This window comes from Actinomycetospora sp. NBC_00405, assembly GCF_036044095.1.
GTDB classification, from domain to species: Bacteria; Actinomycetota; Actinomycetes; order Mycobacteriales; family Pseudonocardiaceae; genus Actinomycetospora; species Actinomycetospora callitridis.
This window is the reverse complement of the sequence record NZ_CP107938.1, coordinates 2,759,082-2,784,660: the sequence shown is the minus strand read 5'-3', so window position 1 is coordinate 2,784,660 and position 25,579 is coordinate 2,759,082. Positions and strand designations below refer to the sequence as shown.

The following is a 25,579-nucleotide window of genomic DNA, read 5'->3' as shown; positions in this document are numbered from 1 at the left end:
GACGGCGCGATGACCGGCGCCCTGGTGGTGATCGTCGTGGCGGTCGTGGTCCTCTCGGTCCTGCACCGACGGTCGCAGCGTGCCGACGCCGCGGACCGCGCGCGGCTCTTCGAGCGCGTGGTGCCGCTGGTGCAGGACGCGCGCCTCACTCGCGAGGGCGGTGGTTACCCGGTGCTCACCGGGCGTCTCGGCGGCCACCCCGTGACCCTGCGGCCGATCGTCGACGCGGTGACGCTGCGCAAGCTGCCCGTCCTCTGGGTGGAGCTCGTCGTGCACCGCGCCCTGGAGGTCGAGGGCACGGTGAACGTCCTGCTGCGCCCGCTGGGCACCGAGTTCTTCTCGCCGAGCGCGGGGTTCGCCCACGAGCTGGCGCCGCCGCCCGGGCTGCCCCGCCCGGTGCGCGTCGCGTGCGCGTCGGCCGACCGGGCGCCCTCGGACGCTGTGCTGGCCGGCCTGCTCGCGCCCGCGACGGAGCTCTGCGGGCACCCCGCGACCAAGGAGCTCGGCGTGGGCCGGGGTGGGCTCCGGGTGGTCCTGCGGGTCGCCGAGGGCGACCAGGCGAGCTACCGGAGCGCGCGGCGCGCGGTGTTCGACCACCCGCGCGTCGACCCGGACGCGGTGCTGCGGGCGGTGGCGGTGCTGGATGCGACCGGTGACCGCGTGTCGGCCGGGGAGGTCCTGTCGTGACCCGCTCCTGGCTGGTGCTTGCCGTCGCCGTCGTGCTCCCCGGGATGGGCCACGTGCTCCTCCGGATGCCCGTGCGGGGGCTCATGTTCGCCTTCTACACGGTGCTCCTGGGCGCGATCACCTGGCAGCTCACGACACCGGAGATCTCGCTGGTCGGGCGCCTGGCCGGCGGGCTGTTCGTGTACGCGATCAGCCTGCTGGACGCCTACACCTGGGCCACTCGACGTTTCGTACGAAGCAACGTAATTTCGCAGCAGTAGTCCCCGATCGCAGGAAGGCCCGAGTCCCATGTGCGGAATCATCGGTCTCCACCTCCGCGACCCCGAGCTGGCGCCGATGCTCGGTCGCCTCCTCGACGACATGCTCTGCGGGGTCTCCGAGCGCGGCCCCGACTCGGTGGGCATCGCCGTCTACGGCGACGGGGAGCGCAACCCGGAGGGCCACTCCGCGGTGTCCGTGCTGCGGGCGCCCGGCGACCTCGCGGCGTCGGCCGGCGCCCTCCTGCCGGGCACGCCGACCGTGACGGTGCGGGTGGCGGGGGACACCACGGTGCTCAGCGCCCCTGTCGGGGTCGAGGCGCTCACGGCCGCCGTCGCCGCCGCGGCGCCCGAGGCGCTCGTGGTGGGCAGCGGCAACGACCTCGTGGTCTACAAGGGTGCCGGGCACCCGCAGGACCTCGCCCGCACCTACGCGCTCCGCGACGTCAGCGGCTGGCAGGGCGTCGCCCACACCCGCATGGCCACCGAGTCGGCGATCAACCCCGAGGGCTGCCACCCGTACTCGGTCGGCGCCGACCAGTGCCTCGTGCACAACGGCTCGTTCTCCAACCACGCCACCATCCGCCGCGAGCTCGAGCGCCAGGGCGTCGCGTTCGACTCGGAGAACGACTCCGAGGTCGGCGCCCGCTTCGTCGCGGCCTGCCTCGCCGAGGGCGACGACCTCGAGAAGGCCCTGCTGCGGCTCGGGGAGACCTTCGACGGCTTCTACACGCTGCTCGTCACCACCGCCGACGGCTTCGCCGTGGTGCGCGACGAGATCGCGTGCAAGCCGGCCGTGATCGCCGAGCACCCCCGCTGGGTGGCCATGGCGTCGGAGTTCCGCGCCCTCGCGGACCTCCCCGGGATCGACGAGGCCCGCGTCTTCGAGCCCGATCCCGGCAAGGTCTACGCATGGCAGCGCTGAGCCGGGCCGAGGCGGATGCGCGGTCCCCCGTCGTGTTCGACCTGCACGAGACGACGGTCCGCGCGCTCAACGCCGAGCTCCACGCCCCGACCGCGACCTCCTACGAGGTGCTCCACCCGCAGGGTGCGCACTCCCTCGGCGCCGGCATCCACGACGAGATCGACGTCGCGGTGCGCGGGCACGCCGGCTACTTCTGCGCGGGGATGAACAAGCTCGGCCGGGTGGTCGTCGACGGCTCGGCGGGCAACGGCGTCGCGGAGAACATGATGTCGGGCTCCGTGCGGGTGCGCGGCGACGCCTCGCAGTCGGCCGGGGCCACCGGGCGCGGTGGCCTGCTCGTGATCGAGGGCTCGGCGTCGATGCGCTGCGGGATCTCGATGAAGGGCATCGACATCGTCGTCGGCGGATCCGTCGGCCCGATGAGCGCGTTCATGGCGCAGGCCGGGCGGCTCGTCGTCTGCGGCGACGCGGGCGACGGGCTGGGCGACTCGATCTACGAGGCTCGCCTCTACGTCCGCGGTTCCGTCGGGACCCTCGGCGCCGACTGCGTCGAGAAGCCGCTGCGCGACGAGCACGTCGCGGAGCTCACCGAGCTCCTCGACGCCGCCGGCCTGGACCACCGGCCCGAGGAGTTCCGGCGCTTCGGCTCGGCCCGCGGGCTCTACCATTTCACCGGCGACCACGGGAGCTACTGATGGCGGGGCTACTGACGGCGGCTGACGCGGAGCGGAGCTCGACCCGATGAAGGATCCCGCCAAGCGGGGGCTGCGCGAGTCGGCCACGTTCGACCGCGCCACGATCGCCGCGATCCAGCACGCCGCCCGCACGGGCGTCTACGACATCCGCGGCTGGGGCGCCAAGCGCGCCGTGCCGCACTTCGACGACCTGCTGGTGCTCGGGGCCTCGATGTCGCGCTACCCGCTCGAGGGCTACCGCGAGCGCTGCGACACCGACGTCGTGCTCGGCGACCGCCACGCCACGCGGCCCCTGCACCTCGACATCCCCGTCACGATCGCCGGCATGAGCTTCGGCGCGCTCTCGGCCCAGGCCAAGGAGGCCCTCGGGCGCGGGGCCAGCGAGGTCGGCACGTCGACGACGACCGGCGACGGCGGCATGACCGACGAGGAGCGCGGCGAGTCCAAGACGCTCGTCTACCAGCTGCTGCCGAGCCGGTACGGGATGAACCCCGACCACCTGCGGGCCGCGGACGCGATCGAGGTCGTGCTCGGTCAGGGCGCGAAGCCCGGCGGCGGCGGGATGCTGCTCGGGCAGAAGATCTCCGACCGCGTCGCCGAGATGCGGACGCTGCCGCCCGGCATCGACCAGCGCTCGGCGTGCCGGCACCCCGACTGGACGGGTCCCGACGACCTCGCCATCAAGATCGGCGAGCTGCGGGAGATCACCGACTGGGAGAAGCCGATCTACGTCAAGGTCGGCGCGACGCGCACGTACTACGACGTGAAGCTCGCCGTGGCCGCGGGCGCCGACGTCGTGGTGGTGGACGGGATGCAGGGCGGCACGGCCGCCACCCAGGAGGTGTTCATCGAGCACGTCGGCATCCCGATCCTCGCCGCGATCCCGCAGGCCGCGCTGGCGCTGCAGGAGCTCGGCGTGCACCGCAAGGTGCAGCTCATCGTCTCGGGCGGCATCCGCACCGGCGCCGACGTCGCCAAGGCGATGGCCCTGGGCGCCGACGCCGTCGCGATCGGCACCGCCGCGCTCATCGCGCTCGGCGATAACGACCCGCAGTACGCCGAGGAGTACGAGGCGCTCGGGTCGGGGGCCGGGTACTACGACGACTTCCAGGACGGGCGCGACCCGGCGGGCATCACCACACAGGACCCCGAGCTGTCCGCGCGGCTCGACCCCGTCGAGGGCGGGCGCCGCGTGGCGAACTACCTGCGGGTGCTGACCATGGAGGCCCAGACGCTCGCCCGCGCCTGCGGGAAGGGGCACGTGCGCCACCTCGAGCCCGAGGACCTCGTCGCGCTGACCATCGAGGCGGCCGCCATGGCCCGGGTACCGCTAGCGGGCACGTCGTGGATCCCGGGGCACGGCCTGTGATCGTCGCCTTTCGGCGGGTCGCTCGTTCTCGGTGGTGACGGCACGGCGTCACGGCACGGCTCACCTCGAGGAGCGTCGGCGATGGGGCACCACCGGAAGGGCCGGTCGACCCGGCGCCACGACGTACCGCCCGTGGTCCAGGAGGCCCACGGCTCCCACCGCGCGGAGACCCGGACGCCGGTCGTGCCCGAGGCGCGGCCCGAGCTGGGTGCCGCGGGGCCCGGGCCGAGGCGGGCGGTCGAGGGCGTGAGCGGACGACCGCTCGAGGACCTCGCCGAGGCCGCGCGCACCGCGCGCCGGACCGGGTGGGCGTTCGGGGCCGAGATCCTCGCCTCCGCCGACACCCGCGGCGTGCCGACGTCGGCGCCACCCCCGCCCGACGGTCGCCCCCGGCGCTACGCGACCCACCAGCCCACCGCGCCGATCGCGGTGCTCGACGGGCGCTGACCACCCGGACCGGTGTGCTCCGGGTCACGATCAGCTAGCGTCGCCGTCGTGGCCCACCGGGCCCGTCCCGCCCCGACGTGACCAGGAGCCCGAAGCCATGGTGGACACCCCCGCTGCGTCCGAGACCGTCTTCCGGCTGATCTACCGCAGCCACATGCGGCTCGCGTCCGACGTCCGCAAGGCCGAGCTGGGTGAGATCTTCAGCATCGCCCGGTCGAACAACAAGCGCCTTGGCGTGACCGGCGCGCTGCTCGTGTGGGACGAGTACTTCGTGCAGACCCTCGAGGGCGACGAGACCGTGGTGCGCGATCTCTACGACCGCATCCACCGCGACGCCCGCCACGAGCGCGTCGCGATCATCAGCGAGGACCCCGCCGCCGAGCGGGTGTTCGGCCGCTGGTCGATGGCGCGGGTGGGCGACGGCGACGAGCCCGACATCCCCCTGCTGATGAACCGGGACAAGGGCGGTATCTCCCCGGCCGCCCCGCGCCCGACGACGCCGGACCAGGAGGCCGTCCTGGGCGACATGCGGGAGGCCGCCCGCAGCGGCGCCCAGCCGGCCTGAGCCCGGCCGGCCCGAGCCCGGCCGGCCCGAGCCCGGCCGGCTCCCGTCAGGTCGCGGCCGGCGTGGGGGACGCCGTCGGCGTCACCCGTTGCTGGCGGGTCCGGGGGCCGAAGAGGGCGACGGCGATCGCTCCGACGATCCACATCGCGGCGATGAAGACGAAGACGCTCGCGTACCCGCTGCCGGTGTAGAGCGCGGCGATGATCAGTGGGCCCGCCGCGTTGGAGAGCCGTCCGATGCCGTAGGAGATGCCGGTGCCCAGCGAGCGGGTGCGGGTGTCGAACAGCTCGGGGGAGTACGCGTAGGCCAGCGCCGTGACGCTGGCGTCCGTACCCGGGTCGCGACGAGAGTGGTGGGATGGACCGCACGGTGGATTGGGACGGTTCGGGCGAGGGCGCCGTCAGCGCCGTCGACCAGCGCGCGCTGCCGGGCGAGTACCGCCTCCGCCGGCTCGCGACCGTGGACGAGCTGGTGGCGGCGATCGCCGATCTGACGATCCGCGGCGCGCCCGCGCTGGGTGCGGCCGGGGCGCTGGGGGTCGCGCTCGCCGCCCGTCGTCACGCGGACGATCCGGCCCGGGCGCGTGACGAGGCGGAGCGGGTCGCGGCGGTCCGTCCGACGGCGGTGAACCTGCGCCGCGGGGTGCAGCGGGCCCTGGCGCGGCTGGGCGAGGGTCCCGACGCCGTGCTCGCCGAGGCGTGCGCGCTGCTCGACGAGGACGAGGCGACCAATCGGCGGATGGGCCGGCGCGCCGCGGACCTCGTCACCACGCTGTGTCCCGACCGCCCGCTGCGGGTGCTGACCCACTGCAACTCCGGGGCGCTCGCCGCCGTCGCCTGGGGCACCGGGCTCGGTGCGGTCCGCGAGCTCGCCGGGCGGGGCCGGATCGCCGAGGTGCTGGCCTGCGAGACCCGCCCGCTGCTCCAGGGGGCGCGGCTCACGGTGTGGGAGCTGCGGGAGATGGGCGTGGCGCACCGGCTGTGCGTCGACTCGGCGGGCCCGTCGGCGATCGCGCGGGGGCTGGTCGACGTCGTGATCGTCGGCGCCGACCGCGTCGCGGCCAACGGCGACGCCGCGAACAAGATCGGCACCTACTCCCACGCCTGCGCCGCGGCGCGCCACGGCGTCCCGGTGGTCGTGGTGGCGCCCGAGTCGACCGTCGACCACGCGACGCCGTCGGGCGACGACATCGTCATCGAGGAGCGCGCGGACGACGAGGTCCGCACCGTCGCGGGCGTGCCGACAGCGCCGCCGGACACCCCGGTCTACAACCCCGCCTTCGACGTCACGCCCGGCGCGCTGCTCGCCGCGGTGGTCACCGAGTCGGCGACCTTCCGGGACGGCGTCTGGACGGTCGAGGCCCCAGCCCCGGCTCCGGCGCCGGTGACGTCGGGGGCCGCTCCATGAAGCTCCGCGACGAGCGCGAGGCCGTCGTCGCCCACGCCCGGCGGATGGACGCCGACGGCCTCACCGTCGGCACCTCGGGGAACCTCTCGGTGCGCGCCGGCGACCTCCTCGCGATCACTCCGAGCGGGCTGCCCTACGACCAGCTGACGCCGGAGACGGTCAGCGTCGTGGACCTCGAGGGGCGGCCCGTCGACGCGCGGCTGCGGCCGTCGTCGGAGCTGCCGATGCACACCGCGGTGTACCGGGAGACCGACGCCGCCGCGGTCGTGCACACCCACCCGGTGTTCGCGACGGTCCTCTCGACGCTGGTCGACGAGCTCCCCGCGATCCACTACATCATCGCCCACCTGGGCGGCCCGGTCCGCGTCGTGCCCTACGCCCCGTACGGCACCGAGGATCTCGCCCGGCTCGGGGTCGAGGGCCTGGCCGGGCGGTCCGCGGTGATCCTCGCGAACCACGGCGCCACCACCTACGGCGCCGACCTCGCGCAGGCCTACACGCGGACCGAGTACCTCGAGTGGCTCTGCCGGCTCTACGTCGAGGCCCGCAAGCTCGGCGAACCGCGCCTCCTCGACGAGGCGCAGATCGAGGCCGCGGCGGCGGCGTTCGCGGACTACGGCCCGCAGCCGCGCGCCTGAGGCCCGCGCGGGACCTGGTCGGACTGCGGCCGCACGGGTTCGACCTCGTCGAACCCAACCCAGGCCAACGTCCAGTGGACCGCCACGTAGTGGCCCGTCGCTCGCCGTCGGACATCCCGGCGAGCGTCTCGTCGTCGATCACGAGCCCGTGGGGCCGTCGGGCGGGTCGTCGAGGAAGTCGGCCGTCGGCACGTAGTAGAGGGCGCCGGTGACCGCGGTGGAGAAGTCGAGGATGCGGTCGTGGTGGCCCTCGGCGGTGCCGACGAACATGTTCTCCAGCATCTGCTCGGTGACCCCGGGATCCCGGGCGTAGCCGATGAAGTAGGTGCCGTACTCCCCGGCGCCGACGTGGCCGAAGGGCATGTTGACGCGCAGGATCTGCTGTTCCTGACCGTTCTCGTCCTCGATGACGTTCAGCGCGACGTGCGAGTTCGGCGCCTTCCGGTCGTCGGGGATCTCGATGTCCTGGAGCTTGGTCCGGCCGATGGCGCGCTCCTGCTCCTCGACGGTGAGCGCGTTCCAGCCGTCCATGTCGTGCAGGTACTTCTGGGTGATCACGTAGCTGCCGCCGGCGAACCCGGGGTCCTCGTCGCCGACGAGCACCGCCTCGCGGGCCGCGGCGCCGTCGGGGTTCTCGGTGCCGTCGACGAAGCCGAGCAGGTCGCGCTCGTCGAAGAACCGGAACCCGTGCACCTCGTCGACGACCGTGGCGTGCGGCCGCAGGCGCGTGACCAGCAGCTGCGCGAGCTCGAAGCACATGTCCAGGCGATGGGCGCGGAGATGGAACAGGAGGTCCCCGGGCGTCGACGGCGCCTCGTGCGCCCCGTGCAGGGCGCGGAACGGGTGCAGCGACGCCGGGCGCGGGCCGCCGAACAGCCGGTCCCAGGCCTGCGACCCGACCCCGACGACGCAGGTGAGCTCGCCCTCCGGGAGCCGGAACCCGACCGACCGCTTGAGGCCGGCGACGTCGGACAGCAGGTCGCGCACCGCCGCCGCGTCGCCGCCTGCGTCGAACGTCAGCGTCAGGAAGATCGACGCCTCCGTGATCGGCGCCAGGACCGGCTGGGGCTCACCGTGGACCATGCGTCGCACCCTAGAGGCGCCGTCGGCGCAGGAGCGGTGTTCGGCCACCCGGCCGCCGACCTGTCACGCTGTCGCCGCGACACCGCCGTCCAGGAACGCGCGAGGGGAGTCCGCCGTGACCGAACAGATCGCCGAGCACTACGAGCGCGTGGCCGCGACCTACAACGACCACTGGACCTACGACCCCGACTATGTCCGGCAGCTCGCCCACGCCATGAGCGACGCGCTGCGCCTGACGCGCTCCGACGCGATCGCCGACATCGGGTGCGGCACCGGCCTCTACACGCGCCACATCGCCGACGACGTCCGCCCGACCCGGCCCGTCCTGTGCGTCGACCCGGTGTCGGCGATGCTCGACCAGCTCCCGAGGTCGCCGTCCCTGCAGCCGCTGCACGCGAGCGCCGAGGACCTGGCGTCCGGACGCGTCGCGCTCCCGGAGTCGGCGCCGCTGGACGCGATGATCATCAAGGAGTCGATCCACCACATGACGGATCGGCGCGGGACGCTCGACGGTCTCGTCCGGCTCCTGTCACGCCACGGCCGCATCCTCGTCGTCATGCTGCCGAAGGCCATCCACCACCCGCTGTTCCGGGCGGCGCACGAGCGCTTCGGGGAGCTGCAGCCCGACCCCACCGACATCCAGGAGATCGTCTCCGCGGCCGGGCTCCGGGCGTCGGTGAGCCAGCGGACGTTCCACGTGGCCATCGAGCGCGAGCGCTACGTCCGCATGCTCGAGGCGCGGTACATGTCGGTGCTCGGCGAGTTCTCGGACGAGGAGCTGAAGGAGGGCATCGCGCAGTTCCGGCGGTCCTACCGGGACACCCCGGTGCTCCGGTTCGAGGACCACTTCGCCTTCGTCAAGGGCTGGGTTCCGGGCCGCCCGCCCGCCTGACCCGTCAGCGGCGCAGGACGAGCACGGTGGTGATCAGCAGGACGACCGTGCCGGCCGTCTCGACGACGAGGGTGGTCGGCGCCAGGGCGTAGTCCAGGCTGGACTCGATCCCGAACAGCCCGACGGTCAGGGCGACCACCAGCGCGGCCAGCGTGCCCGCCATGAAGAGCAGGCCCAGCACCGTGGCGACCTGCAGGAGCCGTCCCTGCAGCACGGTGATCGCGATCGCCAGCACGAGGCCGCCGATCGCGTTGAGGACGAACAGCATGCCGAGCACGCCGCCGGTGCTCGTGAGCACGAGGTAGAGGTGGATGCCGCCCATCGCGAGCAGGGCGAGGGCACTGAGCAGCCGCCACACCATGATCGAGCGGGACGAGCTGGTGGCGGGACGCGCCGGGTGCGCAGCGTGGGACATGTCCGTCTCCCTGCCCGGGGACCGTGCGCGGTGCACGGTGCGGTGACGGAACTGGTTACCACAAGTCGGGAGTCGGACCCAGGGGCGGGAGCCCCACGTACAGGTCGGACGGTGCAGGTCAGGGCGTGACGAGCCGTCGCGCGCCGGGCAGCCCGAGCAGCAGCGCCGCCACCGCCGAGACGATCGCCAGGCCGGCGAGGGGCCCGGCGAGACCGCCGGTGCCGGCGAGGGCCGAGAGCAGGTACGGCACCCCGAAGCCGAGGTAGGCGCAGGCGTAGAACGTGCCGGTGAGCGCGCCGCGCTCGCTCGGGGCCGCGAGCCGCGCGACCGTCGTCAGCCCCGACGCCAGGCACAGCCCGTAGCCCACGCCGAGCAGCAGCGCCACGGGGACGAGCAGCGGCCACGCCGTCAGCGCGACCCCGAGCAGCGCGATCCCGAGCCCGATCGCGCCGATCCCCAGACCCACCGGGCCCGCCCGCTCCGCACCGAGGCGCCGTGCGAGCGGCGGCACGAGCGCGCCCGTCGCCAGGGTCAGACCCGCCACCAGGCCGGTGACGGCCACGGCGATCGTCGGCATCTGCGGGGTGAGCAGCAGCGGCAGCAGGGTGACCGCGGTGGACGGGAAGGCGAACACCCCGATCGCGACCGGCACGACGACCAGCGCGAACGGCCGCCGCGCGTCCACCGGCACCCCGAGGTTCACGACGGGGCCGCCGTCGCGCCTGCGGTCCGGCGGGAGGGTGTCGGGGATGCCGCGCAGCAGGGCGATCGCGCCGATCATGAGCACGACGTGCAGCAGGTACGGCAGCACCGTCGGGGCGGGCGCCCACTGCGCCAGCAGTCCCGTGAACAGCGGCCCGAGCGCCCAGCCCGCGGCGAGCGCGACCGTCGTGAGCCGCGCCGAGCGCCCCGGCTCGCCGACCAGCTCGCCCAGCCACGCCGTCCCGACGCTGAACACCACCCCGGACACGGCGCCCTGGAGGAACCGTCCGAGGAACAGCACCGCCACCGACGACGCGGCCCCGAGGAACAGCAGCGAGACCAGGCCGGCGAGGACGACGAACGGCACCACGACCGCGCGTCGTCCGAGGCGGTCGGACGCCGGCCCCGACAGCAGCAGCGCGGGGATGAGCCCCGCGGCGTAGACCCCGAAGGCGCCGGTCAGGGCGGTGGGACCGAGTCCGAGCGTGTCCCGGTAGACCAGCAGCAGGGGCGTCGGCACGTTCGTCCCGTAGGCGACGACGAACACGACGATCCACAACGCCCGCGCGGGCGTCGACACCGCGGCGGCGCGAGTCACGGGGCACAGCTTGGCCTGTCGCGCCTGCGCGCGCGATCACGGACCTCGTCCTGTGGAGGCGATCCGTCGTCGCGGCGATCGATACTTCGGAATCCGAAGCATCGTGGGGAGGTCCACCCGCCTCCGGAAGCCGCGCGTCGGCCCGAAGCGTTCGGCACGAGCGGCACGTTCGACATGCTCAACGAGCGCGGCCGCCTGCCGAACGTGCCCCTCGCAGCGCGAACGCGGGCAGCGAATGTGGGTCGCTGTAGGGGGCCGGGCTCTCGACGCGGGCGATCTCCACGAGCACCGTCTGGGCGCTCGTGCCCTGCGAGAGCCGCGAGGCGGGGACGTCGCGGGTGAGGACGTTCGGGTTGCCGTGCAGCTCGGGGCTGTCGTCGGCCGCCGGGTCGAGAGGGGTGTACCAGGCGCCGGTGGCCAGGAGCGCCACGCCGGGGAGGACGTCGTCGGACACCACCGCGCCCACGAACGTCTCGCCGCGCTCGTTCCACAGGCGCAGCACGTCGCCGTCGGCGATGCCCCGCGCCGCGGCGTCGTCGGCGTTCACCACACACGGCTCCCGGCCCGCGACCTTCGACTCCGTGCTCACCGGGCCCATGTCGAGCTGGCTGTGCAGGCGGGTGCCCGGCTGGGGTGAGAGCAGGTGGATCGGGAAGCGCTCCGACGCGCTCCCGGCCCACTCCGTGGGCGGCAGCCACGTCGGGTGGCCGGGGCACTCGTCGTAGCCGAACCCGTCGATCGTCGCGGAGAACAGCTCGATCCGCCCCGACGGCGTCGCCAGCGGGGCGCCGGACGGGGATCGCCGGAACGCCGCGTACGGCGGTGGGGGCGCGGGCAGGTCGTAGCGGTGGTGCCCGGTGGCCCAGAAGGTGTCGAAGTCGGGGATCGGGTGGCCGTGCTCGGCGGCGGAACGCCGGGCCCGGTCGTACATCGCCCGCAGCGCGCCGGCGTCGTCGAGCCCGCCGGTGTACGCGTCCGCGACACCGAGGCGCTCGGCCAGCGCCGCGAAGATCGTCCGGTCGTTGCGGGCCTCGCCCGGCGCGTCCACGCTGCGCTGCATCGCGATCAGCCACGGTTCCCCCGAGGCGGCGGCGATGTCGTCGCGCTCGAGGGTGGTGGTGGCGGGCAGGACGATGTCGGCCATGCGCGCGGTCGCGGTCCACCACGGCTCGTGGACGACGACCGTCTCGGGGCGTTGCCAGGCCCGGGCGAGCCGGTTGAGGTCCTGGTGGTGGTGGAACGGGTTGCCGCCGGCCCAGTAGACGAGCCGGACGTCCGGGTAGCGGTGCACGGCGCCGTCGAACGCGTACTCCTCGCCGGGGTGCAGGAGCATGTCGGTCAGGCGCGCGACGGGGACCCGGACCGGGCACTCGTTGTAGCGCGCGGTGAACGCCGGCGTCCCGAACGTCCGGTACGTCGCGCCGAAGCGTGCGACGCAGCCGTACCCGAACCCGAACCCGCCGCCGGGCAGGCCGATCTGCCCGAGGTAGGCGGCGAGGGCGACGACGGCCCAGTAGGGCTGCTCGCCGTGCTCGGCCCGCTGCAGCGCCCAGGTCGCGGTGACGAGGGTGCGCCCCGTGCGCAGCCGGTCGGCGAGACCCTCGATCGTCGCGACGGGCACGCCGGTGAGCGCTGCGGCCCAGGCGGGCGTCTTGTCGACCCCGTCGACGGCTCCGCGCAGGTAGGCGCGCAGGCGGTCGTCGCCGACGGTGCAGCGGGCCACGAACTCCTCGTAGACGGCGCCGAGGGCGTCGAGGCGGCGCATCAGGGCCAGCAGGAGCGCGGTGTCGCTGCCGGGACGCACCGGGACCCAGTCCACGCCGGGGTGGTCGGGGGCGTCGGTGCGGACCGGGTTGACGTTGACGACCCGGGTGCCGCCCTCGAGCGCCCGCGCCAGCCCGAGGCGGGCCGTGTGGTCCCCGGTGCCCCCGGACTCCAGCTGCACGTTCTTGGCGGGGAAGCCCCCCAGCATGAGCACGGTGTCGGTGTGCGCGGCGATGTCGTCCCAGGTCGCGACCTGCCCGGTGACGGGTGCGGTGTCCCCGAGGACGTGGGGCAGGAGCCGCTCGGCGGCCCCGTAGCTGTAGTTCGAGACCTGGCCCGAGTAGCCGCCGGCGCAGGCGAGGAAGTGGTTGAGCTGGGTCTTCGCGTGGTGCAGCCGGCCGGCGCTCGACCAGCCGTAGGAGCCGCCGAACACCGCCTCCGGGCCGTGCTCGGCGTGGACCCGGCGCAGCTCGCCGACCACCAGGTCGAGCGCGGTCTCCCAGGACACCTCGACGAACGGGTCCGCGCCGCGCCGCCCGCCGGTGCCGTCCAGCCACGACCCGCGCACGGCGGGCTGCGTGACGCGGTTGCGGGCGTGCACCGCGCCGGGCACCGAGCGCAGCAGCGGCGAGGGGTCGGTGTCGCCCTCGAACGGGACGGCCTCGACGAGGCGCCCGCCCTCGACACGCGGGCGGAAGGCGCCCCAGTGGGACCCGTGGATGGTCATCGCCGACGATCCTCGCCCGCACCACGGACCCGGCGCCATCCCCGACCGGCCGCGGGGGACACTGATGCACGTCGAGACACCGGCACCGGGGAGGACACGGCTGTGGGCACGTTCCGCGCGTCGTTCGAGTTCCCGCCGTCGCCACACGCTCCCGGTAGGGCCCGCCGTCTGCTCGGGGAGCTCTTCGACGCGTGGTCGCTCGACGCGACGCTGCACGTCGACGCGAAGGTCCTCGTCACCGAGCTCATCTCCAACGCCGTGGACCACGCCGGCAGCGACGTCGTCCTCGAGCTCGACGTCACCGCCTCCGACGGGTGGTTGCGGGTCGGCCTCGCCGACGGCTCGACCATCCGCCCGGTGGTCCGGGAGCTCGACCGCAGTGCCCCGCGGGGTCGCGGGATGCAGATCGTCGCGGAGCTGGCCGACCGGTGGGGCAGCGAGGAGCGCGACGGGGGCAAGCGGGTCTGGTTCGAGCTGACCGGCTCCTGACCGGCTCCGGACCGGCCGGGACCAGCCCTCAGGGGCGCTCGTCCACCGGCCAGAACTCCGCCCACAGGGCGCCCGGCTCCTCGACCTCCTGGACGTGCAGCGCGTAGCCCCGCCGCCGGGCGATCACCTCGGCGCCGCCCCGATTGACCCGCCGGATCGTCAGCCCGACCCGGTCCGGCAGCACCCGCGCGGCGAGCTGCTGGTCGAGTCGGCCCATCTCGAAGCCGGCCTCCCACCAGTCGGCGGCGCTCCCGGCCGCGACCCTCGGGTCTCCTGACGTCTCCGTCGTCATCCCCTGACCTCCGTCCTTTCGCTGAAGACGGCACGAGTGTTGACCCTGCCGACCGGCTGTGTCTACAGTCTCCGCCAGCAGATATATCAGTTGGCTACGATGAGGATCGCGAATGTCGGTCACAATCGCCCCCGAGGGTCGGACGCCCGTCGCGTCGGTCCTCGACCGGTCGCTCGCACAGGCGGATCCCGAGGTGCACGCCCGGATCGCCGACGAGCGGAGCCGCCAGCACCGGACGCTCGAGATGATCGCGAGCGAGAACTTCGCGCCCCGGGCGGTGATGGAGGCGCAGGGCTCGGTCCTGACCAACAAGTACGCCGAGGGCTACCCGGGCCGGCGCTACTACGGCGGCTGCGAGCACGTCGACGTCATCGAGCAGCTCGCGATCGACCGGCTGAAGGCGCTGTTCGGGGCCGAGTACGCCAACGTCCAGCCCCACTCCGGGGCCCAGGCCAACGCCGCGGTCATGGCCGCGCTGCTGACGCCCGGCGACACGATCCTCGGCCTGGACCTGGCGCACGGCGGCCACCTCACGCACGGGATGCACCTGAACTTCTCGGGGCGCCTCTACGACGTCGCCGCCTACCACGTGCGCGCCGACGACCACCGCGTCGACATGGCCGAGGTCGAGCGGCTCGCCCACGAGCGCCGCCCGTCACTGATCATCGCCGGCTGGTCGGCCTACCCGCGGCAGCAGGACTTCGCGGAGTTCCGCCGGATCGCCGACGCGGTCGGCGCCTGGCTCATGGTCGACATGGCCCACTTCGCCGGCCTCGTCGCCGCGGGCCTGCACCCCTCGCCGGTGCCGCACGCGCACGTCGTCACCTCGACGACCCACAAGACCCTCGGCGGCCCCCGCGGCGGGGTGGTCCTCGCGGGCACCCGGGAGCTCGCCAAGAAGCTGAACTCGAGCGTCTTCCCCGGTCAGCAGGGCGGCCCGCTCGAGCACGTGATCGCCGCCAAGGCCGTCGCGTTCAAGGTCGCCGCGGAGCCCGAGTTCCGCGAGCGCCAGGTGCGCACGCTCGCCGGTGCCCGCCTGCTCGCGGAGCGCCTGGTGGCCGAGGACGGCATCGGCGTCGTCTCCGGCGGCACCGACGTCCACCTGGTGCTGGTCGACCTGCGCGACTCCGACCTCGACGGGAAGCAGGCCGAGGACCGGCTGCACCGCGTCGGTATCACGGTCAACCGCAACGCGGTGCCCTTCGACCCCCGCCCGCCGATGGTCAGCTCCGGCGTCCGCATCGGCACCGCCGCCCTCGCGGCGCGCGGCTTCGGCGACGAGGACTTCGCCGCCGTCGCCGACGTCATCGCCCGGGCCCTGCGGCCGCAGGTGACGGAGTCCGAGCTTGACGCCCTCGCCGACCGCGTCGCCGCCCTCGCCGACCGCCACCCCCTCTACCCGGAGCTGCCGGCATGACGCACGCAGGCACGACCGCACCCACGACCGCGCCCACCCCGCCGGGCGCCGACCTGCCCGAGCACCCCGAGTCCCTCTGGCGCAGCGCCGAGCCGAAGAGGTCCTACGACGTCGTCATCGTCGGCGGCGGCGGACACGGCCTGGCCACCGCCCACTACCTCGCGAAGCTCGGCATCACGAACGTCGCCGTGCTCGAGAAGGGCTGGCTGGCGGGCGGGAACATGGCCCGCAACACCACGCTGATCCGCTCGAACTACCTCTGGGACGAGTCGGCGGGCATCTACGAGCACGCGCTCAAGCTCTGGGAAGGCCTCGAGGAGGACCTCGGCTACCCGATCCTGTTCAGCCAGCGCGGGGTGCTCAACCTCGCGCACACCGAGCAGGACGTGCGCGACTCGGTGCGCCGCGTCGAGGCCAACAAGCTCAACGGGATCGACGCCGAGTGGCTCGACCCCGACGAGGTCGCGAAGGTCTGCCCGATCGTCAACGTCTCGGGCGACATCCGCTACCCGGTGCAGGGCGCGACGTTCCAGGCCCGCGCGGGGATCGCGAAGCACGACTACGTCGCGTGGGGCTTCGCGCGCCGGGCGAGCGAGGCCGGCATCGACATCATCGAGAACTGCGAGGTCACGGGCTTCGTGGCCGACGGTGACCGCGTCACCGGCGTGCGCACGACGCGCGGCGACATCGCCGCCGGCACCGTGGCGCTCTGCGCGGCGGGCCACACCTCGGTGCTGCTGGACATGCTCGGCGTGCCCGCCCCGCTGCAGTCCCACCCGCTGCAGGCGCTGGTCTCGGAGCTCCTCGAGCCCGTCCACCCGACGATCGTCATGTCGAACGCCGTGCACGTGTACGTCTCCCAGGCCCACAAGGGCGAGCTGGTGATGGGCGCGGGCGTGGACACCTACAACGGCTACGGCCAGCGCGGCGCGTTCCACATCATCGAGCGCCAGATGGCGGCCGCGGTCGAGCTCTTCCCCGTGTTCGCCCGGGCCCACCTGCTGCGCAGCTGGGCCGGCGTCGTCGACGTCACGCCGGACGCGAGCCCGATCGTCGGCGCCACGCCCTACGAGAACGTCTTCCTCAACTGCGGCTGGGGGACCGGCGGCTTCAAGGCCACCCCGGGCCTGGGCTGGGCGTTCGCCGACACCGTGGCCCACGGCCGTCCCCACCCGCTCGTCGCCCCGTTCGGTCTCGACCGCTTCGTCACCGGAGCCCTCGTCGACGAGCACGGCGCCGCCGCCGTGGCCCACTGAATCTCCGAGACGGGAGAGTCCTGATGCAGCTCATCGCCTGCCCCTGGTGCGGCCCCCGCGAGGAGATCGAGTTCTCCTACGGAGGCCAGGCCGCCGTCGCCTACCCGGCCGACCCCGCGTCGCTGTCCGACGAGCAGTGGGCCCGCTTCGTGTTCTTCCGCGACAACCCGAAGGGCCCCTTCGCCGAGCGCTGGGTCCACAGCGCCGGGTGCCGCCGCTGGTTCGGCGCCGTCCGCGACACCCGGACCTACGAGTTCCTCTCCGTCGGACCCCTCTCCACCACGACCGCGCGCCCGTCCGCCCTCCCGGAGGCCACCCCATGAGCCGGATCGAGGGCTACGGCCGCATCGACCGCAGCCGCCACGTCACGGTCACCGTGGACGGCACCGCCTACACGGGCCACCCCGGCGACTCGCTGGCCTCGGTGCTGCTCGCGCACGACGCCCGTCCGGCCGACACCGGCGTCAAGCTGGGACGGCCCCGCGGCATCGGCGCCTCGTGGACCGAGGACCCGACGGGCCTGGTGCAGGTCGAGGAGCCGTTCCCGGAGCCGATGCTGCTGGCCACCACCGTCGAGGCCACCGACGGGCTCGTCGCCCGCGGCGTGAACGGGCAGGGCCGGCTCTCCGAGGTCCCCGACCTCGCCCGCTACGACCGCCTGCACACCCACTGCGACGTCCTGGTGATCGGCGCCGGCCCGGCCGGGCTCGTCGCCGCCCGCACCGCGGCCCGTCGCGGCGACGACGTCGTCCTCGTCGACGACCGCCCCACTGCCGGCGGCACGCTCACCGGCACCGAGACGATCGACGGACGCCCCTCGCTGCAGGTCGTCGACGAGATCGTCGCCGAGCTCGCCGCGCACCCCTCGGTGACGCGCCTCCAGCGCACGACGGCCTTCGGGCACTACGACGACGGTTTCGTGCTCGCCCTCGAGCGGCGCACCTCGCACACCGACGACGGCGGCCTCGCGCGGCGCTCGCGCCAGCGGGTGCACCGCATCCGCGCGGGCCGGATCGTGGTCGCGGCCGGCGCGATCGAGCGGCCCATCGTGCTCGAGGACAACGACCGCCCGGGCGTCATGCTCGCCGCGTCGGCGCGGGACTTCCTGCACCGGTACGGCGTGCTCGCCGGTCGCGAGGTCGTCGTCTTCACCAGCGACGACGCCGCCTACGCCGCCGCGGTCGACCTGCACGACGCCGGCGCCTCGGTCCAGGTGCTCGACGCCCGGCCGACGGCTCCCGCGCTCTGGTCCCGGCGCTGCGCCCACCGCGGCATCGCCGTCACGGCGGGCACCCACGTCCACGGCACCCGGGGAGGGGACCGCATCACCGCCGCCCTCGTCGGCCCGGAGCGCCGCGAGGTCCCCTGCGACCTGCTGCTCACCAGCGGCGGCTGGAACCCCACCGCGCACCTGTTCAGCCACGTCGGCGGCCGGCTGGCCTACGAACCGTCGCTGGGCGCCTTCCGGCCCGCCGCGCCCCGCCCGGGCGTCGAGGTGATCGGCGCCGCCGACGGCACCTTCGGTCTGGCGGACATCCTGCGCCAGGCGGGCGGTCCCGGTGGTGCTGGCGGCGCCCCGCAGGCCGACGACGAGCCCCGCGACCCGACGGCGGTGCTCTGGCGCACCGACGGCGACCCCACCCGCCAGTTCGTCGACATCCAGCGCGACGCCACCGTCGCCGACATCGCCCGCGCCGTCGGCGCCGGCATGACGTCCGTGGAGCACGTGAAGCGCTACACGACGATCGGCACCGCGCACGACCAGGGCAAGACCTCCGGCGTGATCGCCTCCGGCATCACCGCGGAGCTCCTGGGCCGGCCCGTCGAGGACCTCGGGACGACCACGTTCCGGCCGCCCTACACGCCGGTCGCGTTCGCCGCGCTGGCCGGGCGGGAGCGCGGCGACCTCTTCGACCCCGTGCGCACCACCCCGATCCACGACCGGCACGTCGCGGCCGGCGCGGAGTTCGAGGACGTCGGCCAGTGGAAGCGCGCGCGGCACTACCCGCACCCCGGGGAGAACATGACCGACGCGGTGCTGCGCGAGTGCGCCGCGGTGCGGACATCGGTCGGCATCATGGACGCCTCGACGCTCGGCAAGATCGACGTGCGGGGTCCCGACGCGGCGGTCCTGCTCGACCGGCTCTACACGAACATGATGTCGAGCCTGAAGGTCGGGCGCGTGCGCTACGGCGTCATGTGCGGCAACGACGGCATGGTCCTCGACGACGGCACCGTCCTGCGCCTGGCCGACGACCGCTTCCTCGTCACCACCACCACCGGCAACGCCGCCGCCGTCCTCGACTGGATGGAGGAGTGGCTCCAGACCGAGTGGCCGGAGCTGCGGGTGCGGCTGACCTCGGTCACCGAGCAGTGGTCGATCTTCGCGGTGGCGGGTCCCCGCTCCCGCGACGTGATCGGCGCGGTCTTCGCCGATCTGGACGTCTCGAACGAGGCCTTCGGCTTCATGACCTGGCAGGACACCGCCCTCGACGGGGTGCCCGTGCGGCTGGCCCGCATCTCGTTCTCGGGGGAGCTGGCGTTCGAGGTCAGCGTCAGCGCCTGGTACGCGCCGGCGGTGTGGGCCCGCCTGCTCGAGGCCGGCCGCGACCACGGGATCACGCCCTACGGCACCGAGACGATGCACGTCCTGCGGGCCGAGAAGGGCTACCCGATCATCGGGCAGGACACCGACGGCACGGTCTCGCCGCACGACCTCGGCATGGCCTGGGCGGTGTCGAAGAAGAAGCCCGACTTCGTCGGCCGGCGCTCCTTCGGCCGCGCCCAGAACCAGGACCCGCTGCGCAAGCAGCTCGTGTCGCTCCTCCCGACCGACGCCGCGACGAAGCTGCCCGAGGGCTCGCAGATCGTGCGCTTCGCCGACGACGGACGGCTGCCCGCGCCGCCCGTCCCGATGCTCGGGCACGTCACCTCGAGCTACCACAGCGCCGCCCTCGACCGCCCGTTCGCGCTCGCCCTGGTCAAGGGCGGGCGGGAGCGCATCGGCGAGGTCGTCGGCGTCCCCGTCGCGGGCGAGCTGGTGCCCGCACTGATCGGCGAGACCGTGCTGGTCGACCCCGAAGGAGCGCGCCGCGATGGCTGACACCTCCATGCTCGTTCGACACCCGCTCGAGACGCGGCGCACGCAGCTGGCGGAGCTCTCCGCGGAGCTCGACGGCGTGGCCCTCGAGCTCGAGGCGCCGGTCGCGGGGGTCGACCTGCGGCTCGACCCCGCCGGCCCCGGGCCCGCCACCGTCGCGGAGGTGGCCGGCGGCCCGCTGCCGGCGCAGCCCGACACGTGGACCGGGCTCGTCGCCGGGCAGGCCCTGCGCCTCGGCCCCGACGAGTGGCTGCTGACGAGCACGGCGGCCCGGCCCGAGGACTGGGAGTTCGGCCTCGACGAGGCCGCCGCCCCGTTCGGCGGCACGGCCGTCGACGTGTCCGCGCAGCGCACGACGGTGCGGGTGCGCGGCGCCTCGGCCCGCCGGCTGCTCGCCTCCGGGTGCGCGATCGACCTGCGCCCCGCGTCGTTCCCGCGCGGGCGCTGTGCCCAGACCCTGCTCGGCCAGGCGGGCGTCCTGCTCGTCGCCCTCGCCGACGACGACCTCCAGCTGTTCGTCCGTCCCTCCTTCGCGGGCTACGTCGTCGACTGGCTCGTCGACGCCGCGCAGGAGTTCCGCCGCCCGTCGGCGAGACCTCGACACGACCCTCGAAAAGAGACGCCATGAGCACCACCCCCCGCGTCGTCGTCATCGGAGCCGGGATCGTCGGCGCGAACCTCGCCGACGAGCTCACCGAGCGCGGCTGGACCGACGTCACCGTCCTCGACCAGGGACCGCTGCCGCTCACCGGCGGCTCGACGTCCCACGCCCCGGGTCTGGTGTTCCAGACCAACGCGTCGCGGACGATGAGCGCGTTCGCGTCGTACACCGTCGAGAAGTTCCTCGGGCTGGAGGTCGACGGGGCCTGGTGCTTCAACCAGGTCGGCGGGCTCGAGGTCGCCACCACCGCCGAGCGCCTCGCCGACCTGCACCGCAAGCGGGGCTGGGCCACCGCCCGGGGCATCCCGGCCGAGGTCGTCGACGTCGACGAGTGCGTCCGCTGGCACCCGCTGATCGACCCCGACCGCATCCTCGGCGGCCTCCACACCCCTACCGACGGGCTGGCCAAGGCCGCGCGGGCGGTCACCGCGCTGATGCGCCGCGCCGAGTCCCGCGGGGCGATCTTCCGCGGCTCGACCCGCGTCACCGGGATCTCGCAGCACGGCGGGCGCGTCACCGGCGTGCAGACCGACCGGGGCGAGGTCGCGGCCGACATCGTCGTGTCGTGCGCCGGCTTCTGGGGGCAGGCGATCGGCGACATGGTCGGCATGCGCGTGCCGCTGCTGCCGCTCGCCCACCAGTACGTGTTCACCGGCCAGGTGCCCGAGCTGGTCGGGCGCAACGACGAGGCGAGCGAGGCGCGCCTGCCGATCCTGCGCCACCAGGACCAGGACCTCTACTACCGCGAGCACAACGACCGCATCGGCATCGGCTCCTACGCCCACCGCCCCATGCCGGTGTCGCTGCACGAGCTGCCCGAGGTCGACGACGTCAGCGAGGCGCGCCAGCCCTCGATGCTGCCGTTCACCGAGGACGACTTCGCGGCCCAGTGGGAGCAGAGCCGGCTGCTGCTGCCGTCGCTGCAGGACACCAAGGTCGACACCGGCTTCAACGGCATCTTCTCGTTCACCCCGGACGGCGGGCCGCTGATCGGGGAGTCGGCGGACGTGGCGGGCTTCTGGATCGCCGAGGCGGTGTGGGTGACCCACTCCGCCGGGGTGGCCCGCAGCGTCGCCCAGCTCCTGGTCGACGGGCGCAGCGAGATCGACCTGCACGGCTGCTCGGTGCACCGCTTCGAGGAGTTCCAGACCGCCGACGACTACGTCTCGGCGACCGCGCAGCAGAACTTCGTCGAGATCTACGCCATCGTGCACCCGCTCCAGCCGCGCCTCGCGCCCCGCGATCTGCGGGTGAGCCCGTTCCACGCGCGGCAGAAGGAGCTCGGGGCGGTGTTCCTCGAGTCGCACGGCTGGGAGCGCCCGCACTGGTACGAGGCCAACGCCCCGCTGGTCGCCGACCTGCCGGCCGAGTGGGCGCCGGTGGCCCGGGACCCCTGGTCGGGGATGTTCGACTCGCCGATCGTCGCGGCCGAGGCGTGGAGGACGCGGACCGCGGTGGCGATGTACGACATGACCCCGCTGACCCGCCTGTCGGTGTCCGGCGCGGGCGCGCTGGCGTTCCTCGACCGTCTCACCACGGGGAAGATGGACAAGTCCGTCGGCGCGGTCACCTACACGCTCGCCCTCGACGAGGCCGGCGGCATCCGCAGCGACCTCACCGTCGCCCGCCTCGGTCCGGACCTCTTCCAGGTCGGCGCCAACGGCCCGCTCGACGTGCACCACCTGCAGCAGGAGGCGGCCGGCGAGGACGACGTGTCCGTCCGCGACGTCACCGGCGGCACCTGCTGCGTCGGCGTCTGGGGCCCGCTCGCGCGGGACCTCGTGCAGCCTCTGACCTCGGTCGACCTCTCGCACGAGGGGCTGAAGTACTTCCGCTGCGTCCAGGGGCAGATCGCCGGCATCCCGGTGACGGCGATGCGCCTGTCGTACGTCGGCGAGCTCGGCTGGGAGATCTACACGTCCGCGGAGTACGGGCAGCGGCTGTGGGACGTCCTGTGGCGGGCCGGGCAGCCGCTCGGCGTCGTGGCCGCGGGGCGGGCGGCGTTCAACAGCCTGCGCCTGGAGAAGGGCTACCGCAGCTGGGGCACGGACATGACCAGCGAGCACGACCCCTACGAGGCCGGGGTGGGCTTCGCGGTGCGGCCGCAGACCAAGGGCGACTTCGTCGGCCGCGCCGCCCTCGAGGGCCGCGCCGCGCCGACGCGCTCGCTGACCTGCCTGACCGTCGACGACGGGCGCAGCGTGGTCGTCGGCCACGAGCCGGTGCTCGTCGACGGCGTCCCCGCCGGCTACGTCACCTCGGCGGCCTTCGGGCACACCGTCGGTCGTCCCGTGGCCTACGCCTGGCTGCCCGCCGGACTGGAGGTCGGCACCTCGGTGTCGATCGAGTATTTCGGGCAACCCGTCCGCGCGACGGTGGCCGCCGAGCCGCTCGTCGACCCGGAGATGGCGCGCATCCGGCGCTGATCCCCGGCGGGTCCTTCGTCAGAGAGGGCGTCGCGTGCGCACCGAGACCGTCGAGCACTTCCTGGAGTCCCTCGCCGCCCGGAGCCCCGCTCCGGGCGGCCGGACGGGCGCGGCGCTGCACGCCGCTCAGGGCGCGGCGCTCGTCGCCAAGGTCGCGCGCGACAGCGGGGTCGTGTCCTCGCCGGAGCAGGCCGACGAGCTGCGCGAGACCGCGCTGACCCTGGCCGCCGGTGACGTCGAGGGCACGGGGCCCGCGGGACCGGGACGGTTCTCCACGGAGGTCATCGCCGTCGCCGACCAGGTCCTGACCCTCGCGGAGTCGATCCGCCCGGTGGCCCGCCGCACGGCCGTCGCCGATCTCGCGGCGGCGTCCGAGGCGGTGCGCGCCGCGGCGGGCACCGCCCGGGTCGACGTCGAGGTGGACCTCGTCGGGATCACCGATCCGGCCGCGCGGGAGCGGCTCCTGACCGCGATCGAGCCCGTCGACGACCTCGTCCTGCGCGCCGCGAAGCTCACCGCCGTCGTGCGGGAGCAGATCCTGCGCTGACCCCACGTGCGTGATCTTCCGAGCTATAGCTCAGAAGATCACGCACGTGGGTCGGGTCAGATGACGGCCCTAGATGACGGCCCTGATCGCCTTCTCGAAGCCCTGCACGTGGTGGCGGGCCTTGCGTGCGGCACCGTCGGCGTCGCCCTCGGCGATCGCGCGGAGCAGGCCCGCGTGCTCCTCGACGTGGGAGACGAAGTCGGACATGCGGTCGAGGAAGATGCAGAAGATCCGGGTGGCCAGGTTGTCGTAGCGCACGAGGGTGTCCTCGAGGTGCGGGTTGCCGGCCGCGCGGTAGACCGAACGGTGCACCCGCAGGTCCCAGCGCATCAGCTCGTCGCGCGTCAGCTCCGGGATGTCGAGCGCGTCGGTGGCGTCGGCGAGGTCCTCGAGCTCCGCGCGCAGCGCGGTGGACGTCGCGGCGTTCTCGGCCGCGCGGCGCGCCGCCAGCGGCTCGAGCTGGACCCGGATGTCGGAGATGTAGGCCAGGTCCGTGATGTCCACGGCCGTCGCGAAGGTCCCGCGCCGGGGGTAGGAGACCACCAGCCGATCGACCTCGAGGCGCTTGAGCGCCTCGCGCACCGGCGTGCGCCCCACCTCCAGCGACTCCACCAGGGCGACCTCGTCGATCGGCGCCATCGGTGGGATCTCCAGCATGATCAATTTGTCCTGGATCGCCGTGTAGGCACGCTCGGAGAGCGACAGGGGCGGACCGGTCTCCTGCTCATCGCTGAGGACGCTCACGGGCGGAGCCTACAACAGATGGAGCAACTCTTCTGGTCTGGAGCCATGACTGATATACTAGTTTGACCACAATCGCCCTGCGATTCGTCAGGGGTGCTCCATGGCCATCTCGGTGTTCGACCTGTTCAAGGTCGGGATCGGCCCGTCCAGCTCGCACACCGTCGGGCCCATGCGCGCCGCGTTCCTGTTCGTCTCGCGGCTGCACGACACCGGCCTCCTCGAGCGCGTCGCGGCGGTGCGCTGCGAGCTGTTCGGCTCCCTGGGCGCCACCGGGCACGGCCACGGCAGCGTCCCCGCCGTCGTCCTCGGCCTGAGCGGCGAGCAGCCCCACCTCGTCGACCCGGTGGAGGCGGAACCGATCGTCGCGGCCGTGCGGTCCGGCGGGCGGCTCGCTCTCGGCGGCAAGCACACCGTGGCGTTCTCGGCCGACGACGACGTCGTGCTCCACCGCCGGGGCCGGCTGTCCTTCCACAGCAACGGCATGGTGTTCCTCGCCCTCGACGCCGAGGGCCGTCCCGTCGACCGCCGCGAGTACTACTCGGTCGGCGGCGGCTTCGTCCTCGACGAGGACGAGACGGGCGAGCCCGTGCTCCGCGAGGACCCGACGCCCGTGCCCCACCCCTTCGACTCCGGGGACCAGCTGGTCGCGCGCGCCCGCGAGCACGGTCTGCGGATCAGCGACGTGATGCTCGCGAACGAGGCCGTGTGGCGCCCGGAGCAGGAGACCCGCGCGGGCCTGCTGCACCTCTGGTCGGTGATGCGCGAGTGCGTCGAGCGCGGGACGACCACGGGCGGGGTGCTGCCCGGGGGCCTGCGCGTACGCCGGCGCGCCCCCGAGCTGCGACGTCACCTCGACGAGGAGGTGGACACCGCGGAACCGATGGACCGCGTCACCCTCTACGCCCTGGCCGTCAACGAGGAGAACGCCGCCGGCGGCCGGGTGGTCACCGCTCCCACCAACGGCGCGGCCGGTATCGTGCCCGCGGTCCTGCACCACGCGGCGAGCACCGTCCGCGGGTTCGACGACGACGCCGTCGTGCGCTTCCTGCTCACCGCCGGCGCGATCGGGCTGCTGTTCAAGAGGAACGCGTCGATCTCCGGCGCCGAGGTCGGGTGCCAGGGCGAGGTCGGCTCGGCGTGCTCCATGGCCGCGGCCGGGTTCGCCGAGCTCCTGGGCTGTTCCCCCGAGCAGGTCGAGAACGCCGCCGAGATCGGGATCGAGCACAACCTGGGGCTGACCTGCGACCCGGTCGGCGGCCTGGTCCAGATCCCCTGCATCGAGCGCAACGCCGTCGCGTCGGTCAAGGCCATCACGGCCGCGCGCATGGCCCGCCGCGGCGACGGCGTGCACCACGTCTCGCTCGACAAGGCCATCAAGACCATGCGGGAGACCGGCGCCGACATGTCGGTCAAGTACAAGGAGACCGCCCGCGGCGGGCTGGCTCTCAACGTCATCGAGTGCTGATCCCGAACCGA

At 73.9% G+C, this 25,579-nt stretch carries 26 protein-coding genes; 19 read left to right on the top strand and 7 right to left on the bottom strand.

Going from position 1 to position 25,579, the window contains the following annotated elements; translation table 11 throughout:
- Positions 1-9 precede the first annotated feature (9 nt).
- The 7 genes from OG774_RS13675 (at position 10) to OG774_RS13645 (ending at position 4,945) form a co-directional block, all read left to right on the top strand.
- The gene (locus tag OG774_RS13675; protein WP_328310256.1) at positions 10-687 is read left to right on the top strand and encodes a hypothetical protein; all 678 of its coding nucleotides are present in this window, start codon (positions 10-12) and stop codon (positions 685-687) included.
- A complete protein-coding gene (locus OG774_RS13670; RefSeq protein WP_274192881.1) occupies positions 684-947 on the top strand; it encodes a hypothetical protein in 264 nt (87 codons plus the stop codon). The genes OG774_RS13675 and OG774_RS13670 overlap by 4 nt, the downstream gene beginning before the upstream one ends.
- A 28-nt stretch (positions 948-975) precedes the next feature.
- Positions 976-1,869: a glutamine amidotransferase gene (locus tag OG774_RS13665; RefSeq protein WP_328310252.1), complete on the top strand. Its 894-nt coding sequence runs from the start codon at positions 976-978 to the stop codon at positions 1,867-1,869.
- Complete coding sequence (locus OG774_RS13660; protein ID WP_328310250.1) at positions 1,857-2,564, top strand: glutamate synthase; 708 nt, start codon at positions 1,857-1,859, stop codon at positions 2,562-2,564. The genes OG774_RS13665 and OG774_RS13660 overlap by 13 nt, the downstream gene beginning before the upstream one ends.
- A 46-nt stretch (positions 2,565-2,610) precedes the next feature.
- Complete coding sequence (locus OG774_RS13655) at positions 2,611-3,933, top strand: FMN-binding glutamate synthase family protein (RefSeq protein WP_328310248.1); 1,323 nt, start codon at positions 2,611-2,613, stop codon at positions 3,931-3,933.
- A gap of 81 nt (positions 3,934-4,014) precedes the next feature.
- A complete protein-coding gene (locus OG774_RS13650) occupies positions 4,015-4,380 on the top strand; it encodes a hypothetical protein (RefSeq protein ID WP_328310247.1) in 366 nt (121 codons plus the stop codon).
- 97 nt (positions 4,381-4,477) lie between these two features.
- Entirely contained in the window at positions 4,478-4,945 is a 468-nt protein-coding gene (locus OG774_RS13645) for a BLUF domain-containing protein (protein WP_328310246.1), read from the top strand.
- A gap of 46 nt (positions 4,946-4,991) precedes the next feature.
- On the opposite strand, the gene OG774_RS13640 is transcribed toward OG774_RS13645, so the two are convergent.
- A complete protein-coding gene (locus OG774_RS13640) occupies positions 4,992-5,231 on the bottom strand; it encodes a hypothetical protein (RefSeq protein WP_328310954.1) in 240 nt (79 codons plus the stop codon).
- Positions 5,232-5,302: 71 nt separating this feature from the next.
- On the opposite strand from OG774_RS13640, the gene mtnA reads away from it, so the two are divergent.
- Both mtnA and OG774_RS13630 read left to right on the top strand, forming a co-directional pair.
- A complete protein-coding gene (gene mtnA, locus OG774_RS13635) occupies positions 5,303-6,352 on the top strand; it encodes an S-methyl-5-thioribose-1-phosphate isomerase (protein ID WP_328310245.1) in 1,050 nt (349 codons plus the stop codon).
- Positions 6,349-6,990 (top strand): class II aldolase/adducin family protein, encoded by a 642-nt coding sequence (locus OG774_RS13630; protein ID WP_328310243.1) that lies wholly within the window; start codon positions 6,349-6,351, stop codon positions 6,988-6,990. Before mtnA ends, OG774_RS13630 begins: the two co-directional genes overlap by 4 nt.
- A 138-nt stretch (positions 6,991-7,128) precedes the next feature.
- Here the strand turns inward: OG774_RS13630 and OG774_RS13625 are convergent, their stop codons facing one another.
- Positions 7,129-8,073, bottom strand: coding sequence for a Dyp-type peroxidase (locus tag OG774_RS13625; protein ID WP_328310241.1), 945 nt, complete (start codon positions 8,071-8,073; stop codon positions 7,129-7,131).
- Positions 8,074-8,188: 115 nt separating this feature from the next.
- Between OG774_RS13625 and OG774_RS13620 the strand changes: the two genes are divergently transcribed.
- Positions 8,189-8,965 carry a class I SAM-dependent methyltransferase gene (locus OG774_RS13620; RefSeq protein WP_328310239.1) on the top strand — a complete coding sequence of 259 codons (777 nt, stop codon included), beginning with the start codon at positions 8,189-8,191 and terminating at the stop codon, positions 8,963-8,965.
- 4 nt (positions 8,966-8,969) lie between these two features.
- Here the strand turns inward: OG774_RS13620 and OG774_RS13615 are convergent, their stop codons facing one another.
- The 3 genes from OG774_RS13615 to OG774_RS13605 form a co-directional block, all read right to left on the bottom strand.
- Complete coding sequence (locus OG774_RS13615; RefSeq protein ID WP_328310237.1) at positions 8,970-9,380, bottom strand: hypothetical protein; 411 nt, start codon at positions 9,378-9,380, stop codon at positions 8,970-8,972.
- Positions 9,381-9,498: 118 nt separating this feature from the next.
- Positions 9,499-10,680: an MFS transporter gene (locus tag OG774_RS13610; protein WP_328310235.1), complete on the bottom strand. Its 1,182-nt coding sequence runs from the start codon at positions 10,678-10,680 to the stop codon at positions 9,499-9,501.
- 178 nt (positions 10,681-10,858) lie between these two features.
- On the bottom strand, positions 10,859-13,171 hold the full coding sequence (locus tag OG774_RS13605) for a molybdopterin-dependent oxidoreductase (protein WP_328310233.1): 2,313 nt from the start codon (positions 13,169-13,171) through the stop codon (positions 10,859-10,861).
- 102 nt (positions 13,172-13,273) lie between these two features.
- On the opposite strand from OG774_RS13605, the gene OG774_RS13600 reads away from it, so the two are divergent.
- Positions 13,274-13,660 carry an ATP-binding protein gene (locus tag OG774_RS13600; protein ID WP_328310231.1) on the top strand — a complete coding sequence of 129 codons (387 nt, stop codon included), beginning with the start codon at positions 13,274-13,276 and terminating at the stop codon, positions 13,658-13,660.
- A gap of 28 nt (positions 13,661-13,688) precedes the next feature.
- Here OG774_RS13600 and OG774_RS13595 read toward each other — a convergent pair whose 3' ends face one another.
- Positions 13,689-13,952 carry a hypothetical protein gene (locus OG774_RS13595; protein WP_328310229.1) on the bottom strand — a complete coding sequence of 88 codons (264 nt, stop codon included), beginning with the start codon at positions 13,950-13,952 and terminating at the stop codon, positions 13,689-13,691.
- Positions 13,953-14,064: 112 nt separating this feature from the next.
- Between OG774_RS13595 and glyA the strand changes: the two genes are divergently transcribed.
- The 7 genes from glyA to OG774_RS13560 are packed head-to-tail and all read left to right on the top strand — an operon-like array spanning position 14,065 to position 23,359.
- Positions 14,065-15,369 (top strand): serine hydroxymethyltransferase, encoded by a 1,305-nt coding sequence (gene glyA, locus OG774_RS13590; RefSeq protein WP_328310227.1) that lies wholly within the window; start codon positions 14,065-14,067, stop codon positions 15,367-15,369.
- Positions 15,366-16,625, top strand: coding sequence for a sarcosine oxidase subunit beta family protein (locus tag OG774_RS13585; RefSeq protein WP_328310225.1), 1,260 nt, complete (start codon positions 15,366-15,368; stop codon positions 16,623-16,625). Before glyA ends, OG774_RS13585 begins: the two co-directional genes overlap by 4 nt.
- 23 nt (positions 16,626-16,648) lie before the next feature.
- The gene (locus OG774_RS13580; RefSeq protein ID WP_328310223.1) at positions 16,649-16,948 is read left to right on the top strand and encodes a sarcosine oxidase subunit delta; all 300 of its coding nucleotides are present in this window, start codon (positions 16,649-16,651) and stop codon (positions 16,946-16,948) included.
- Entirely contained in the window at positions 16,945-19,728 is a 2,784-nt protein-coding gene (locus OG774_RS13575) for an FAD-dependent oxidoreductase (protein WP_328310220.1), read from the top strand. The genes OG774_RS13580 and OG774_RS13575 overlap by 4 nt, the downstream gene beginning before the upstream one ends.
- Positions 19,721-20,353: a sarcosine oxidase subunit gamma gene (locus OG774_RS13570; protein ID WP_328310218.1), complete on the top strand. Its 633-nt coding sequence runs from the start codon at positions 19,721-19,723 to the stop codon at positions 20,351-20,353. Before OG774_RS13575 ends, OG774_RS13570 begins: the two co-directional genes overlap by 8 nt.
- Positions 20,350-22,812 carry a GcvT family protein gene (locus tag OG774_RS13565; protein ID WP_328310216.1) on the top strand — a complete coding sequence of 821 codons (2,463 nt, stop codon included), beginning with the start codon at positions 20,350-20,352 and terminating at the stop codon, positions 22,810-22,812. The genes OG774_RS13570 and OG774_RS13565 overlap by 4 nt, the downstream gene beginning before the upstream one ends.
- 34 nt (positions 22,813-22,846) lie before the next feature.
- Positions 22,847-23,359 carry a cyclodeaminase/cyclohydrolase family protein gene (locus OG774_RS13560; RefSeq protein ID WP_328310214.1) on the top strand — a complete coding sequence of 171 codons (513 nt, stop codon included), beginning with the start codon at positions 22,847-22,849 and terminating at the stop codon, positions 23,357-23,359.
- A 69-nt stretch (positions 23,360-23,428) separates the two neighbouring features.
- Here OG774_RS13560 and OG774_RS13555 read toward each other — a convergent pair whose 3' ends face one another.
- Complete coding sequence (locus tag OG774_RS13555; protein WP_328310212.1) at positions 23,429-24,103, bottom strand: GntR family transcriptional regulator; 675 nt, start codon at positions 24,101-24,103, stop codon at positions 23,429-23,431.
- Between the two features lie 100 nt (positions 24,104-24,203).
- Here OG774_RS13555 and OG774_RS13550 point away from each other — a divergent pair, with 100 nt between their 5' ends.
- A complete protein-coding gene (locus OG774_RS13550; RefSeq protein WP_328310210.1) occupies positions 24,204-25,568 on the top strand; it encodes an L-serine ammonia-lyase in 1,365 nt (454 codons plus the stop codon).
- The last annotated feature ends 11 nt before the right edge of the window (positions 25,569-25,579 follow it).